This window comes from Xylanimonas protaetiae (genome assembly GCF_004135385.1).
Classification (GTDB): Bacteria; Actinomycetota; Actinomycetes; order Actinomycetales; family Cellulomonadaceae; genus Xylanimonas; species Xylanimonas protaetiae.
Genome location: NZ_CP035493.1, coordinates 2,583,215 through 2,597,777, shown reverse-complemented (window position 1 = coordinate 2,597,777; position 14,563 = coordinate 2,583,215). Strand labels below are relative to the sequence as shown.

At 72.8% G+C, this 14,563-nt stretch carries 13 protein-coding genes and 1 pseudogene; 3 read left to right on the top strand and 11 right to left on the bottom strand.

The genetic code is table 11. The features are described from left to right. Complete coding sequence (locus ET471_RS11980) at positions 1–1,452, bottom strand: HupE/UreJ family protein (RefSeq protein WP_129188619.1); 1,452 nt, start codon at positions 1,450–1,452, stop codon at positions 1–3. Positions 1,453–1,534: 82 nt separating this feature from the next. Beyond that, positions 1,535–2,218 carry a type 1 periplasmic-binding domain-containing protein gene (locus ET471_RS11975; protein WP_242496273.1) on the bottom strand — a complete coding sequence of 228 codons (684 nt, stop codon included), beginning with the start codon at positions 2,216–2,218 and terminating at the stop codon, positions 1,535–1,537. A gap of 223 nt (positions 2,219–2,441) precedes the next feature. Here ET471_RS11975 and ET471_RS11970 point away from each other — a divergent pair, with 223 nt between their 5' ends. Both ET471_RS11970 and ET471_RS11965 read left to right on the top strand, forming a co-directional pair. Further along, positions 2,442–4,013, top strand: a complete 1,572-nt coding sequence (locus ET471_RS11970) for a purple acid phosphatase family protein (RefSeq protein ID WP_129188617.1) — start codon at positions 2,442–2,444, stop codon at positions 4,011–4,013. Between the two features lie 95 nt (positions 4,014–4,108). Further along, the gene (locus tag ET471_RS11965; RefSeq protein ID WP_165350482.1) at positions 4,109–5,191 is read left to right on the top strand and encodes a WxL protein peptidoglycan domain-containing protein; all 1,083 of its coding nucleotides are present in this window, start codon (positions 4,109–4,111) and stop codon (positions 5,189–5,191) included. A 52-nt stretch (positions 5,192–5,243) separates the two neighbouring features. Here the strand turns inward: ET471_RS11965 and ET471_RS11960 are convergent, their stop codons facing one another. Both ET471_RS11960 and hisD read right to left on the bottom strand, forming a co-directional pair. Further along, positions 5,244–5,750, bottom strand: coding sequence for an AAA family ATPase (locus tag ET471_RS11960; protein WP_207207259.1), 507 nt, complete (start codon positions 5,748–5,750; stop codon positions 5,244–5,246). An 87-nt stretch (positions 5,751–5,837) separates the two neighbouring features. Then, entirely contained in the window at positions 5,838–7,163 is a 1,326-nt protein-coding gene (gene hisD, locus ET471_RS11955; protein WP_129188613.1) for a histidinol dehydrogenase, read from the bottom strand. 51 nt (positions 7,164–7,214) lie between these two features. On the opposite strand from hisD, the gene ET471_RS11950 reads away from it, so the two are divergent. Beyond that, positions 7,215–7,439, top strand: a complete 225-nt coding sequence (locus ET471_RS11950) for an RNA-binding S4 domain-containing protein (protein ID WP_129188611.1) — start codon at positions 7,215–7,217, stop codon at positions 7,437–7,439. Between the two features lie 10 nt (positions 7,440–7,449). On the opposite strand, the gene ET471_RS11945 is transcribed toward ET471_RS11950, so the two are convergent. The 7 genes and pseudogenes from ET471_RS11945 to ET471_RS11915 all read right to left on the bottom strand — a co-directional run bounded on the left by ET471_RS11945 (position 7,450) and on the right by ET471_RS11915 (position 14,535). Continuing rightward, positions 7,450–7,854: a pyridoxamine 5'-phosphate oxidase family protein gene (locus tag ET471_RS11945; protein ID WP_129188609.1), complete on the bottom strand. Its 405-nt coding sequence runs from the start codon at positions 7,852–7,854 to the stop codon at positions 7,450–7,452. Next, positions 7,854–8,363, bottom strand: a complete 510-nt coding sequence (locus tag ET471_RS11940) for an NUDIX hydrolase (protein ID WP_129188607.1) — start codon at positions 8,361–8,363, stop codon at positions 7,854–7,856. Before ET471_RS11940 ends, ET471_RS11945 begins: the two co-directional genes overlap by 1 nt. Further along, the gene (gene dnaE / locus ET471_RS11935) at positions 8,351–11,866 is read right to left on the bottom strand and encodes a DNA polymerase III subunit alpha (protein WP_242496538.1); all 3,516 of its coding nucleotides are present in this window, start codon (positions 11,864–11,866) and stop codon (positions 8,351–8,353) included. Before dnaE ends, ET471_RS11940 begins: the two co-directional genes overlap by 13 nt. A 141-nt stretch (positions 11,867–12,007) precedes the next feature. Next, complete coding sequence (locus ET471_RS11930) at positions 12,008–12,472, bottom strand: GNAT family N-acetyltransferase (protein ID WP_207207258.1); 465 nt, start codon at positions 12,470–12,472, stop codon at positions 12,008–12,010. A gap of 1 nt (position 12,473) precedes the next feature. After that, positions 12,474–13,405: pseudogene (locus ET471_RS11925) on the bottom strand (RluA family pseudouridine synthase). Continuing rightward, a complete protein-coding gene (locus ET471_RS11920; RefSeq protein WP_129188601.1) occupies positions 13,405–14,019 on the bottom strand; it encodes a signal peptidase II in 615 nt (204 codons plus the stop codon). The pseudogene ET471_RS11925 and the gene ET471_RS11920 overlap by 1 nt, the downstream one beginning before the upstream one ends. A gap of 42 nt (positions 14,020–14,061) precedes the next feature. Continuing rightward, complete coding sequence (locus ET471_RS11915; protein ID WP_129188599.1) at positions 14,062–14,535, bottom strand: TraR/DksA family transcriptional regulator; 474 nt, start codon at positions 14,533–14,535, stop codon at positions 14,062–14,064. Positions 14,536–14,563: the final 28 nt, after the last annotated feature.

Here is a 14,563-nt window from a genome sequence, read left to right as displayed (position 1 = left end):
TCACGGACGGGGCGCGGCACCCACGGTCGGCTTGGGCAGCTCTCGCGCCGGCGCGACGTCCGCCGCCGCTCCGGCCCGGGCCCGCGTGCGGCGCCTGACGAGCACGACGCCCCCGGCGAGCAGGGCTGCGGCGGCCACCCCGGCGAGCTGCGGCCACGGTGTCGTCCACGTGACCCGCTCGCCGAACCACACCAGCCCGACCACGCTCACCGCGGCGGCGACCACCGCACCGACCACCGTGCCCACTACCGGCGAGCGGCGGCCCAGGAGTGCGAGCAGCGGGAACACGACGGCGATGATGCCGAGCTGCACCGCCTCGATCCCCACGTTGAACACGAGCAGCGACCACAGCAGCGACCAGGACCAGGCGGCGTCGATGCCCAGGGCACCGGCGAAGCCGAGGCCGTGCACCAGGCCGAAGCAGAAGACGACCGCCAACCGCAACCAGTCCGCGCCGTCCAGGCCGAGCGGTCCCGTGGGCGCGGCGAGAGAGTCCTGCACGGGGCGGCGGCGCGCCCACGTCCGCCACAGGTGCCAGGCCGCCACGGCGGAGATGGACAGCGCGATGGTCGGCTCCACGAAGTCCGACGACACGTGCACCGCGCCGAGCGCGGCGAGCACGAACGTCACCGAGTGCGCCACGGTGAACGACGTCGCGGCGAGCACGACGTCGCGCAGCCGCCGCGAGCCGACGATGAGGGCGACCAGGAACAGGATGTGGTCGAGCCCGGTCAGCAGGTGCAAGGCCCCGAGCGAGAAGAACTCCGCGAACCGCTGGGGCAGGGTCTGCTCGGTGGAGAACTCCGGCCGCGACGCGTCCAGCGCGGCGCTGCCCGTCCGGTCGTCGAGGTCATAGGTGACGATCGTCTTGGTCCCGGTGACGTAACCCTCGGCGTCGGGGAACAGCCCGCTGCGCACGACGTGCCCGCCGTGGACGACGTGCGCGCCCTCCTCGAGCTGCCGGTTCGCAGCGAAGCCGGCCGGGCAGGTCCAGTCCAGCGTGAGCGTCGCGTACGGCACGTCGCGCCAGTGCACGGTCAGGTCGCCCGCAGGGTCGGGTGTGCACGCGTCCTGCGGCGTCTCGACCGAGAAGCGTCGCGTCACGTAGGCGACGACGGTCTCGGCGTGGCGGTGCAGCGCTGCGGCGAGGGCCGTGGCGTCGTCGGTCGCCTGGAACGCCCCGTCGCCGTCCTCGAACAGCGCGTCGTCGTGCTGGGCGTCGGCCGCCGAGACCACGAGCAGGTCGTACTCGAGGTCGATCGCGGTACGCACGACGCCGTCGGGTGTCGTGGTCGCGTCGACGTAGGCGACGGACGAGAAGCCGTGCGCGGTCGCGGGGGCGGACGGCCCGACGACGGCGGCCGCCGTCGCGAGCGCCGCCCCGAGCAGGGCGAGCAGGGTCCGCGCGGGGCGGCGCGAGGCGGACGGCGTGCGGACGGGCTGGGTGGTCATCGTGCTCCTTCGGTCGCCCCGACAGTGCCCGACGCACGTGAACCCGGGGCGTCCGCGGGGCGACCGCCGGGAGAACGTCGCCCTACCGGAGCCAGACGACGATGCCCCGGAGCCCCGACAGCACGCTGGCGACCCCGGCGCGCAGGGCGGCGGCCGTGCGCTGCGAGGTGAAGGACGCCGGGTCGTCCTTCGACGACGGGTCCAGGCCGTCGCCGCGGAACCCGGCCCCGTCCCAGACGGCGGCCGTGACGTTGCCCGTCGGCTCGTCCAGCTGCGCGCCGACGACGAGATACTGCTGGTCGAGGTGGTCGGCGGCCACGAGCGCGACCGGCGTGACGAGCACGTTTCCGACGGTCACCACCAGGTCCGCGTGCTGCTCGGTCGCCGTCATGACGGCCTCGAGCGGCGCGCGCGAGTGCTCGCCGAGGTCGCTCACGTGCATCGTGCGCAGGTCGACGTGCTCCGCGGACGCCCACCGGGTGACGGCCGTCTCGAGCGTCCTCGACGGCGTGTCGTCGGCGGCCGAGACCAGCAGCACGCGATAGCCGCGCGGCGGGTGGACGTCGTCCCACGAGCCTGCGGCGGGCGCGATCGTGCTCTCGGGCGCGGGCGGCGACGCCGCGTCGTGAAAGCCCGGGGCCAGCGCCCCGACGGCGGTCGGCGCGGGGTGAGGGTCCGACCAGTCGGCCTGCGACGCGCAGCCCGCGGCGAGCGCGACGGTCGCGACGATGCCCGGCAGGACACGGACGAGGGAGATGGGGCGCACGGGTCACAGGTCCTTCGGAGTGCGGGACGGGCGGCACCTTTCTACACCGTCGCACCGGCCCCTCCCGCCGCCTCATGACGCACGGACCGGTGACGGAGGCAATGTTCGCACCGGACCCACCCAGTCTTCAGGGACGGTTCACCCGGAAGACACCGGAGACCAAGACCCTGGCACCGGCCGGGGGGTCTCCTCTGGTCATGCCACTTTCCCGGAGGGATTCCTGATGCACGGAAATCTCCATCTCTCACTGCGGCGCCGCATCGCCACGTGCGCCGCCGCAGCAGTCACCGCTGCCGGGCTCGTGCTCGGCGGGGTCGCCGGCGCCGGCGCCGCCGCCGCGGACGCCACGGTCACGACGACCGGGGTCATCCTCGGCGTCGGTGCCAGCGAGTCGCAGCGCGTCGTGAGCTGGTACACGTCGAGCCTCGCGGCCCAGGTCGTCCAGGTCGTGCCGACGTCGAAGCTGCGCCGCGGCGCGTTCCCCGACGACGCGGCCACCTTCACCGCTGTCGTCGCGGCCAACAAGGTCAACGGCGGCTACAACGCCCACGCCACGATCTACGGCCTGAAGCAGAACACGGCGTACTCCTACCGCGTCGGCGCCGAGGGTTCGTGGTCGCCGGTGCAGTCGTTCACGACCCGGACGTTCAGCGGCGACTTCGACTTCCTGTTCTTCGGCGACCCGCAGATCGGGTCGTCGGGCGACGTGGCTCAGGACGGCGCGGGCTGGGCGGACACGCTCGACGTCGCGCTCAAGGCCAACCCCAGGTCGGAGCTGCTGGTCTCGGGCGGCGACCAGATCGAGACCGCCAACAACGAGGACCAGTGGAACGCCTTCCTGGCCCCGAACCAGCTGCGCGCCTACCCGTGGGTCGCCACCATCGGCAACCACGACGTCGGCGGCAAGGCGTACGAGCAGCACCTGTGGACGCCGAACACCGACCGCTCGAGCGCGTTCTACGCGAGCAACGCGGACACCACCTCCGGCGGCGACTACTGGTTCATCTACAAGGACGTGCTGTTCATCGACCTGAACAGCAACGCCTACGCCAACGGTGCCGACGCCGCCCACATCGGCTACGTCACCGACGTCATCGGCCAGCACGGCGACGACGCGAAGTACACGGTGCTCGTCTACCACCACTCGATCTACTCGCCTGCGGACCACGCGAACGACAAGGACAACCAGCAGCGCCGCCAGGACTTCCCGACGGCGTTCTCGAACCTCGGCGTCGACCTCGTGCTCCAGGGCCACGACCACAGCTACTCGCGCTCGTACCTCATCAAGAACGGCGCGAAGGCGGACGCGAACGAGAAGCCCGGCCAGACCTCGGTCACGCAGGGCCCCGGCGGCGTCATCTATGTGACGGCCAACTCGGCGTCCGGGTCGAAGTACTACGACCTGACCGACCCCGACACGACGGCGGACCCGAGCTACGGGCCGGACCCGCTCAACCCTGACAACCACTGGGCCAACTCGGTGGAGAACCAGGAGCACGTGCGCACGTACGTCAAGGTCGAGGTGCACGGCGACAAGCTCGTCGTCCAGAACCTCGTCTCGGGCACGTGCGCCTACCCGAACTCGGCCGTCGTCAACGGCAAGGTGCCGTGGTGCGGCCCGGACTCGGGCGCCAGCCCTGCCCGCCCGGTCGGCTCCGTCGTCGACCAGGTGACGATCAAGCAGCCCGGGGACAAGCACCACTTCCGTGGGCCGTTCCCGTCCGGCTGGATCTCGACCAAGCATGGCTTCGGCAGCTGGGGCGACGCGCGGTTCACGGTGACCTCGCTGTCCTGACCCGGCCGTTCCCGGCGCGGCGGGCGGGGTGCGTCAGCGCTCCGCCTGCCGTGCCGGGCGCCCATCCCGCCGCACCGACCCGAGAGATGACGACCATGTCCACCACGACCTTCCCGGCGCCTGCGCGGGCGCACGCCCGCCGCGGGCTCGCCGCGCTCCTCGCCACCGCCGCACTCGTCGCCACCGCCGCCCCGGCGCTCGCCGCCGACGACGAGACCCCGCCGTGGTCGGTCACCACCGCGAACAACGACTTCGGCTCGGGACGCCAGCACTTCGAGTACGCCGCGAACCATGGGGAGGCAATCACGGACGGGTTCGAGGTGCACAACCCGGGCACCGACCCCATGACGCTCGCCGTCTACGCCGCCGACGCCTTCACCACGGCCGACGGCCACCTCGACCTGCGCACCGACGGCGAGGACGCGACCGGTGTCGGCGCCTGGCTGAGCACCGGAGGCACGACGGTCACCGTCGCCCCGGGCCAGTCCGCCGACGTTCCCTTCACGCTCCGCGTCCCGGCCGGCGCGACGCCCGGCGACCACGTCGGCGGCGTCGTGACCTCGCGCGAGGAGACCGCGCAGGACGGCACCCGCGTCGAGCGTCGGATCGCGCTCGAGGTGCGCGTGCGCGTCGGCGGGGCGCTGCGGCCCGGGCTGACGGTCGAGGACGCGCACGTGCACGCCCCGGCCCTCACCGCCGGGATCGGTGCGCAGGACGCCACGGTCACCTACACGATCCGCAACTCGGGCGACGCCGCGCTCGCCGCCCACTCGGCGGTCTCGGTCGCCGGCCCGTTCGGCGCCGCGCGTGTCGCCGCCGCGGAGGTCGACGACTCCCCCGAGCTGCTGCCCGGCGAGACCTGGAAGGTCACCGTGCCCGTCCACGGCGTCCGGGCGCTCGGGCCGTTGGCGGCGTCCGTCACGCTCACGCCGCTGCTCGCCGACGCCGGCGGGTCCGTCCAGCCGCTCGACGCCGTCGCAGGCGTCGCGCACGGCTGGACGACGCCCGGGGTCCCGCTCCTCGTGCTCCTCGTGCTCGTCGCCGCCGGGATCGTGGTGGCGCGACGCCGCCGAGGAGCGGCAGGCAAGGGCGCGTCGGCGGACGGCTCGCCCGCCGACGCCACCGACGCCACGTCCACCGACGCCGACGCCGACGACCGCGCGCCGACGACCGTCTAGGCACACCGCGCACCCGCACCGGCTCGTCGCGCGGCGTGGGGCGGTACGTCGCCTACGCGGGCGCCGTACCGCCGCCCCACGGAGCGACAAGGCGCTCGAGCTCCGCCACGACCTCGGCCTCCGGCCGGTCGGTCGCGACGACGTGGCTCGCGCCGGCCCGCAGCACCGGCTCGACCACGTCGATGTCGTGCTCGATCTGCGCGCGTCCGGCGGCGTCCTTGCCGTACGGGTTGTCCGTGCGCGCCTCGATCCGCGCGAGCAACACGTCGCGTGGCGCCGTGAGGAGGACGACGGCGTCGACCCGGTCGTAGAGCTCCGGCTGGTTGCGCGCCGTCCCAGCAAGGAACAGCGGTCCCGCGCGGTGCGCGTCCATGAGTGCCCGGACCTTGGCCAGGTCCCACAGCTGCGCCCACCCCACGGGCTGGTCCGGCGCGCGCACGAGCGTCGAGTAGCCGTCGTAGTCGAGGTCGACGGTGGCGTGCCCGCGGGCCGCGAGCCCGCGCAGCGCCGCCGTCTTGCCCGCCCCGGACATCCCGGTCAGAAGCACGAAGACCGGCACCCGCGCTCCTCTCCGGCCGTCACGCCGCCGCAGGAGCAGGTCCTGGGCTTGCGACGCGCGCGGCGAGACCTGCACCCCAGCCGGAGGCTACTCGAAACGGCCCCGGACGGCCTCGCCGTGCGCGGGCAGGTCCTCGTCGTCGGCGACGGCGACGATACGGTCCGCGAGGTCCGCGAGCGCGTCGCGCGTGTACTCGATGACCTGCACCGACTTGAGGAACGACAGGACGCTCAGCGCGCTGGCGTAGCGGGCGGTGCCGCCCGTCGGGAGCACGTGGTTCGAGCCCGCCATGTAGTCGCCGAGGGAGACCGGTGCCCACGGGCCGACGAAGATCGCGCCCGCGTTGCGGATGCGGTCCGCGAGCGCGGGCGCGTCGGCGGTCTGGAGCTCGAGGTGCTCGGCCCCGTACGCGTCGACCACCTGGACGCCCTGCTCGACGTCGTCGACCAGCACGACCGCGGACTGCGGGCCGCCGAGCGCGGTCGCCACGCGGGCCGAGTGCTTCGTCGCCGAGGCGAGGTCGGCGAGCCGCTCCTCGACCGCGTCCGCGAGCGCCTCCGACGACGTGACCAGCACCGACGCCGCCATCGGGTCGTGCTCGGCCTGGCTGATGAGGTCGAGGGCGACGTGCCCGGCGTCGGCGGTGTCGTCGGCCAGGACGGCGATCTCGGTGGGTCCGGCCTCGGCGTCGATGCCGACGACGCCGCGCACCAGGCGCTTCGCCGCCGCGACGTAGACGTTGCCCGGACCGGTGATGACGTCCACGGGCTCGCACAGGGTCTCGCCGTCCTGCGGCTCGGAGCCCACGGCCCCGTAGGCGAACATCGCCACGGCCTGGGAGCCTCCGACGGCGTAGACCTCGTCGACGCCGAGCAGCGCGCACGCGGCGAGGATCGTGGGGTGCGGCAGGCCGCCGTGGTCCTTCTGCGGCGGGGAGGCCAGCGCGATGCCGGCGACGCCTGCGGCCTGCGCGGCGACGACGTTCATGATGACACTCGACGGGTAGACGGCCAGGCCGCCGGGGGCGTACAGGCCGACGCGCTCGACGGGGACGTAGCGCTGACGCACGACGGCGCCGGGCGCGAGCTCGGTGACGTGCTCCGGCGGGACCTGGGCGGTGTGGACCGTGCGGACCCGGACGATGGCCTCCTCGAGGCCGGCGCGCACCGTCGGCGACAGGCTCGCGAGCGCCTCCTCCAGCACGGCCGCGGGCACGCGCAGCGTCTCGGGGCGCACGCCGTCGAACCGCTCGGCGATGTCGCGCAGCGCCGCGGCGCCGCGGTGTCGCACGTCCTGGACGATCGGGGTGACGACCGCGAGGGCCTCGTCCACCCCCACCTCGGCACGCGGGAGGACGGCGAGCAGGTCGCGGCGCGTGAGCGTGCGGCCTCGAAGGTCGATGCGCTGGATCACGCAGGCCAGTCTAGGTGGGGCCGCGACCGCCGAGCCTGCGAAAATGTCTCCATGACTCCCGAAGCCGTCCCGATCCGCGACGACATGATCCGCCTCGGCCAGTTCCTCAAGCTCGCCGGCCTCGCCGACACGGGCAACGAGGCCCGCGATCTCATCGCCGACGGCGAGGTCACGGTGAACGGCGAGGTCGAGACGCGGCGCGGACGCCAGCTCGGGCGCGGCGACGTCGTCGCGGTGGCGGACCCGCAGGGCGAGCGGTCGGCGGTCGTCGCCTGACGCGGTCGGGTCACGCCATGTAGTCGCTGGCCAGCACCCGGTCCGCGGTCAGGCGCAGCACGATCCTGTCCTCGCTCGGCTCGACGTCGTGGTACCGCCGGGCGTGCCGCGCGACGGCGTCCGCGACGGCCGCGGCGTCGTCGACCGGCTCGATGGTGCCCTCGATCGTCAGCCAGCGGCCGCCGTCGACCTGGCACAGCGCGGCGCGCGGCGCACGGCCCTCTGGCGAGCGGCGACGGGCGTTGACCGCCTTGGCGGAGCCGCGCTCGGTCGTCATGAGCGCGGCGCCCGCGGCGGCGTCCCACATGAACGCGACCGGCGTGACGTGCGGGGAGCCGTCCGCGCGCAGGGTCGTGAGCGTCGCGAGGTGGCGCTCGGTGACGAAGACGAGCTGCTCGGGGTTCAGGCGCAGCATCAGAACCCGTGCACCATGAGGCGCGGCACGTCGCCGGCGGCGAGCGCCTGGAGCACCCGCAGCTCGTGCGGCACGACGGGCTCGGGGAGGGCGTCGAGCGGGAACCAGCGCAGGTCGGCCGACTTCGTCACCTCCTCGGTGCGCGGCTCGCCCGACCAGCGCCGCGCCGCGAAGAACATGTCGACGCGCTGATCGAGGGCAGGGCCGCCCGGCTGGCCGCGGTGCATGACCGTCAGGGGGCTCAGGTCGGCGGGGTCGATCGTGACGCCGAGCTCCTCGCGCGCCTCGCGCACGGCGGCGCCGAGCACGGACTCGTCCGCCTCGACGTGGCCGGCCGCGCCCGCGGCCCAGTGGCCGTCCATGAACCCGGTGCCCTGCCGCAGCTGGAGCAGCACCTCGTCGGGGCCGCTCGGCGTCTCCCGCAGCAGGAACACGTAGGCCGCGGGGACGACGCGGAAGCGGTGGTCGGCTGACCCGTCGTCGGCCCACCGCTCGCTCAGCCCAGGCACGCGGGCCCCAGCAACGCCTTGAGGTCGCCGAACAGGGCGGGCGACTTCTCGACCCGCAGGGTGTCCGCCGCCCGCACCACGGTCCGCTTCCCGGGCTCGACGACGGTCAGGTGCACCTCCGCCGACCCGGGGTGGGCGCCCAGCACCTCGCGCAGCCGCACCATGACCGGCTCGACGCAGCGCGTGTGCGGCACGGTGACCTGGACGGGCGCGTCGGCCACCGCCGACGTGTCGGGCAGCGCCACCTCCATGGCCTGGAGCGAGAGCTGGTCGTCGCGGCGCCGGACCCGGCCGCGCACGGCGACCACCTGGTCCTCCGCGAGCGCCGTCGAGTACGCCAGGTACGTCTCGCCGAAGAACATCACCTCGACGGAGCCCTCGAGGTCCTCGACGGTCACGGCCGCCCAAGGGTTGCCGTTCTTGGACATCTTGCGCTGCAGGCTCGTGATGAGCCCCGCGACGGTCACCGTCGAGTTCTCGGGACGGCCCTCGTCGCCCACGAGCGCGGCGATGGACGTGTCCGCGGAGCGGGCGAGCACGTGCTCCAGCCCGGACAGCGGGTGGTCGGAGACGTAGAGGCCGAGCATCTCGCGCTCGAACGCGAGCTTCTGCTTCTTGTCCCAGTCGGGCAGATCGGGCACGTCGACGCTGAACGACATCCCCGCGTCGTCGGGACCGCCGAAGCCCGCGAACAGGTCGAACTGACCCTCGGCCTCCTTGCGCTTGACCGCGATGACGGAGTCGACGGCCTGCTCGTGCACCACGAGCAGCGCGCGGCGGGACGTCTCGAGCGAGTCGAACGCGCCGGCCTTGATGAGCGACTCGATGGTCCTCTTGTTGCAGACCACCGCCGGCACCTTGTCCAGGAAGTCGGTGAACGAGGTGAACTTGCCCGCGGTCTCGCGCGCCTCGACGATCGCGGCGACGACGTTGGTCCCGACGTTGCGCACGGCGCTCAGGCCGAACCGGATGTCGGTGCCGACGGCCGTGAACTTGGCCGCGGAGTCGTTGACGTCCGGCGGGAGGACCGTGATGCGCATGCGGCGGCACTCGTTGAGGTAGAGCGCCATCTTGTCCTTGTCGTCCTTGACGGACTGCAGGAGCGCGGCCATGTACTCGGCCGGGTAGTTCGCCTTGAGGTACGCGGTCCAGTACGTGACGACGCCGTACGCCGCCGAGTGCGACTTGTTGAAGGCGTAGTCGGCGAACGGGACGAGGATGTCCCACAGCGTCTTGACCGCACTCTTCGAGAAGCCGCGCTCGATCATGCCGGCCTCGAAGCCGTCGAACTGCTTGTCGAGCTCGGCCTTCTTCTTCTTGCCCATGACGCGGCGCATGTTGTCTGCGGCGCCCAGCGAGTACCCGGCGAGCACCTGGGCGATCGCCATGACCTGCTCCTGGTACACGATCAGGCCGTAGGTCTCCCCCAGCACGGGCTCGAGCGCCTCGGCCAGCTCGGGGTGGATCGGCTCGATCGGCTGCCGGCCGTTCTTGCGGTGCGCGTACTTGTTGTGCGAGTCGGCGCCCATCGGGCCCGGGCGGTACAGGGCGGAGACGGCCGTGATGTCGGCGAAGACGTCGGGCTGCATCGAGCGGAGCAGCGCGCGCATGCCGCTGCCATCGAGCTGGAACACGCCCAGCGTGTCGCCGCGGCCCATGAGCTCGTACGTCGCCCGGTCGTCGAACGGGACGTCCTCGAGGACGAGGTCCTGGCCGCGGTTGGCCCGGATGCTCTCCAGGGCGTCCTCGAGCGTGTGGAGGTTGGACAGGCCGAGGAAGTCCATCTTGACCAGGCCGAGCGCCTCGGCCATGGGGTACTCGAACTGCGTGATCACCTGGCCGTCGCCCTTGGGGTCCATGATCGGGACAACGTCGATGATCGGCTCGCTCGACATGATGACGCCGGCGGCGTGGACGCCCGTCTGGCGGATCTGGCCCTCGAGGCCCAGCGCGGTCTTGTAGATCTTCTGGACGTTGGGGTCCGTGTCGTGCAGGGTGCGGAACTCCGCGGCCTCCGCGTAGCGGGGGTCCTTCTCGTCGAAGATCGCCTTGAGCTTGATCGACTTGCCCATGACGTCCGGCGGGAGCGCCTTGGTGATGCGGTCGCCCGTGGCGAAGTCGTACTCGAGGATGCGCGCGGCGTCCTTGATCGCGGCCTTGGCCTTGATCCGGCCGAACGTGGCGATCTGCGCGACGCGCTCGGTGCCGTACTTCTCGGTGACGTACGCGATGACCTCGCCGCGGCGGTGGTCGTCGAAGTCGATGTCGAAGTCGGGCATCGAGGGGCGCTCGGGGTTGAGGAAGCGCTCGAAGAAGAGCCCGTGCTCGAGCGGGTCCAGGTCGGTGATGCGCAGCGCGTACGCGGCGATCGAGCCGGCACCGGAGCCACGGCCAGGCCCGACGCGGATGCCGTTGCGCTTGGACCACTGGATGAAGTCGGCGACCACGAGGTAGTACCCGCAGTACCCCTTCTGCGCGACGACGCCGAGCTCCATCTCGACGCGGTCGCGGACCTCCTGGGTGAGCTTGTCGCCGGGGTAGCGCGTCTCGATGCCGCGCCAGACCTCCTTGCGGAACCAGCTCTCCTCGGTCTCGTCCGCGGGGATGTCGGCCCGGGCCATGTACCCGCCGGTCGACTCGACGAACTCGACGTCGCACCGCTCGGCGATCTCGAGCGTCGTGTCGCACGCCTCGACCAGGCCCTGCTTGCCCCACAGGTCGCGCATCTCCTGCGCGGACTTGATGTAGTAGCCGTTCCCGTCGAACGCGAACCGCTTGCCGCCCTGCGCGTACGTCGGCTCGGAGAGCCGGCTGCCGGAGTTCACGCACAGCAGCGCCTCCTGCGCGCTGGCGTCCTCCGGGTTGTTGTAGTGCGAGTCGTTCGTGGCCACGGGCTTGATGCCGAGCTGGCGCCCGAGCCTGAGCAGGTCGTCACGGACCCGCTTCTCGATCGAGATGCCGTGGTCCATGAGCTCGAGGTAGACGTTCTCGCGCCCGAAGATGTCCTGGAGCTCGCCCGCCTCGCGCACCGCCTCGTCGTACTGCCCGAGGCGCAGGCGCGTCTGGACGGCGCCGCTGGGGCAGCCCGTCGAGACGATGAGCCCCTTGCTGTACCGCTGGAGCAGCTCCTTGTCCATGCGCGGCTTGAAGTAGTAGCCCTCGAGGCTCGCGAGCGACGAGAGCCGGAAGAGGTTGTGCATGCCCTCGGTGGTCTCCGACCACATCGTCAGGTGGGTGTACGCGCCGCCGCCCGAGACGTCGTCGCCGCCCTCCTCCGCCGTCTCGCCCTTGCCCCAGCGCACGCGCGTGCGGTCCCCGCGCGCGGTGCCCGGCGTGAGGTACGCCTCGATGCCGATGATCGGCTTGACGCCGGCCCGCTTCGCCTTGGAGTAGAAGTCGTACGCCCCGTGCAGGTTGCCGTGGTCGGTCATCGCGATGGCCGACATGCCCTGGTCGGTCACGCGCTGGAAGAGACCGTCGAGCAGCGACGCGCCGTCGAGCATCGAGTACTCGGTGTGGACGTGAAGGTGGACGAAGTCGTCGGTCGCAGGCACGGACCGAGTCTTCCACGCCCTACCGACACGAAGGCCGCGCGAGCGCGTGTCGACGGCCACGGCGCCTCTCGCCGACGGGCGCCGGCGAGGTCAGGCGCCGAGCACCTTCGCCGCGTCCCGGTGGTCGATGCCCGCGTCCAGGTACACGGGTCCGTCGACGACGTACCCGAGCCGCTCGTAGAACCCGATCGCCTGCACCTGCGCGGACAGCAGGACCGTCACGGTCCCGCCCGGCCCGGCGTGCTCGGCCAGCGCGACCTCCTCGAGCGCACGCATGAGCGCCGCGCCGGCGCCGCTCCCGCGCGCGGCGGCCCGCACGGCGACGCGCCCGACGTGCACCTCGCCCGGGTGCGCCGGGTCCGTCAGCAGCCGGGCCGTGCCGACCACCTCCCCGGACGCCGCGCGCGCGACGACGTGCGTCGTCGTCGCGGCATGGTCGAGCTCGTCGAGCTCGAGCTCCTCGGGCACCTGCTGCTCGACGACGAAGACGTCCGTGCGGACGGCGAACGCCTCCGCGAGCTGCGCGGGCGTCGTCACGCGCTCGACCGTGAGCACGTCAGCCACCGTAGGCACCCCGGACGGTCTCGAGCGCGGCCGCCAGGTCCTGCGGGTACTCCGACGTCACCGACACCCACTCCCCCGTCACCGGCTGCTCGAACCCGAGCCGCACGGCGTGCAGCCACTGCCGGGTCAGCCCGGTGTGCGAGGCGAGCACCGGGTCGGCGCCGTAGGTCAGGTCGCCCACCAGCGAGTGGCGCACCGCGGAGAAGTGCACGCGGATCTGGTGCGTGCGCCCCGTCTCGAGGTGCACCTCGACGAGCGACGCCGCGGGGAGCATCTCGAGCACTTCGTAGTGCGTCACCGACGGCTTGCCGTCCGCGACGACGGCGAACCGCCAGTCGTTGGACGGGTGCCGCCCGATGGGCGCGTCGATCGTGCCGACCGTCGGCTCCGGGTGCCCCTGCGCGAGCGCGTGGTACACCTTCTCGACCGTCCGCTCCTTGAAGGCCCGCTTGAGCCCCGTGTACGCGGCCTCGCTCTTGGCGACGACCATGAGCCCCGACGTCCCGACGTCGAGCCGGTGCACGATCCCCTGCCGCTCGGCGGCCCCCGACGTCGACACGCGGTAGCCGGCGGCGGCCAGGGCGCCGACGACCGTCGGCCCCGTCCAGCCGGGCGACGGGTGCGCCGCGACCCCGACGGGCTTGTCCACGACGACGACGTCGTCGTCCTCGTAGGCGATGCCCATGCCGGGCACGGGCTCGGGCTCGACGACGGGCGCGGACGACGGGTCGGGCACGTCCACCTCGAGCCACGAGCCGGCCGTCAGGCGGTCGGACTTGCCGACGGGCCGCCCGTCGAGGAGCACCGCCCCGCGGCGGCCAGGTCGGCGGCCTGGGTGCGCGAGAACCCGAGCATGCGGGCCAGCGCCGCGTCGACGCGCTCGCCCGCGAGCCCGTCGGGGACCGGGAGGGTCCGCAGCGCCATCAGGCCTCGGGCCCGGTCTCGGCGGCGTCCTTCGCCGGGGCCTGGTGCGACTCGCGCGTCCCGTCGAGGCCGACACCCATGAGCGACAGGAGGGCGAGCATGACCGCGGCCACGACGATCGCGATGTCTGCGACGTTCCCGGTGAACCAGTTCCAGTAGCCGATGAAGTCGACCACGTGCCCGTGCGCGAAGCCCGGCTCGCGGAACAGCCGGTCACCGAGGTTGCCCAGGGCGCCGCCCAGCAGCAGGCCGAGCGTCACCGCCCAGGCCCGCGAGCGGATCCTGCTGATCACGCGCACGATGACGGCCACGACGACCACCACCACGATCGTCAGCACCCAGGTGTACCCGTACCCGATGCTGAGCGCGGCGCCCGGGTTCTTCACGAGGCGCAGCGAGAGGAACTCGCCCAGGAGGTTGCGCTGCGGCGCACCGAGCTCGAGCGCGGACAGCGCCCACTGCTTCGTGAGCTGGTCCACGGCGATCACCAGCGCGGCGAGCGCGAAGGTGGCGACGACCAGGCGACGGCTGGGCCGGCCGGGCTGCGGCGCCGCACCGTCGTCGGGCACGGCGGGGTCAGGGACGACGGGCGTGGCGTCGGGTTCGGTAGACATCGCCCGCCAGTCTAGGGTGCGCGTCACCGCGACGAGGCCGCGTCAGCGCCGCTCCTCGCGCGCCTTGGCCTCGACCGACAGGGTGGCCCGGGGGAACGCCTGGAGGCGCGCCTTGCCGATGGGCAGGCCGGTCACCTCGCACGTCGCGTAGGTGCCTGCCTTGATGCGGTCGATCGCGTGCTTGGTCTGCGCGAGCAGGTCGCGCATGTTGTTGACGAGCGTGAGCTCCTGCTCGCGCTCCAGGGCGCTCGAGCCGTAGTCGGCCTGGTCGTCGCCGGCGCCGTCGCCGGAGTTGCGCAGGAGCTCCGACAGGTCCTTGTCGGCCGCGGCGAGCTCGCGCTCGAGGCGGTCGCGGTCGGCGAGCAGGTCGCCGGCCAGCGCCTGGATCTCCGCGAGCGTCCACGGGTCCTCGCCGTCGCGCACCGGGAAGTCCTTCACGTCCCGTGCCAGGTCGGGGAAGGTCTGCTTGAGGAGTTCCTTGACCGTGGGCTCGGTCGCGTGCGTGGCCTTGCTCATTCGCGGTCCCCTTCGCTCGGAGTCTCCG

Bases quoted from the DNA above. Each gene is read 5' to 3' on its own strand.
- ET471_RS11970 (WP_129188617.1), top strand. From the start codon at position 2,442: ATGCACGGAAATCTCCATCTCTCACTGCGGCGCCGCATCGCCACGTGC.
- ET471_RS11945 (WP_129188609.1), bottom strand. From the start codon at position 7,854: ATGCTGCGCCTGAACCCCGAGCAGCTCGTCTTCGTCACCGAGCGCCAC.
- ET471_RS11920 (WP_129188601.1), bottom strand. From the start codon at position 14,019: ATGTCTACCGAACCCGACGCCACGCCCGTCGTCCCTGACCCCGCCGTG.
- dnaE (WP_242496538.1), bottom strand. From the start codon at position 11,866: ATGCTCGACGGCGCGTCGCTGCTCGACGGTCTCTTCCAGCGCGTGACC.
- ET471_RS11965 (WP_165350482.1), top strand. From the start codon at position 4,109: ATGTCCACCACGACCTTCCCGGCGCCTGCGCGGGCGCACGCCCGCCGC.
- ET471_RS11950 (WP_129188611.1), top strand. From the start codon at position 7,215: ATGACTCCCGAAGCCGTCCCGATCCGCGACGACATGATCCGCCTCGGC.
- ET471_RS11915 (WP_129188599.1), bottom strand. From the start codon at position 14,535: ATGAGCAAGGCCACGCACGCGACCGAGCCCACGGTCAAGGAACTCCTC.
- ET471_RS11980 (WP_129188619.1), bottom strand. From the start codon at position 1,452: ATGACCACCCAGCCCGTCCGCACGCCGTCCGCCTCGCGCCGCCCCGCG.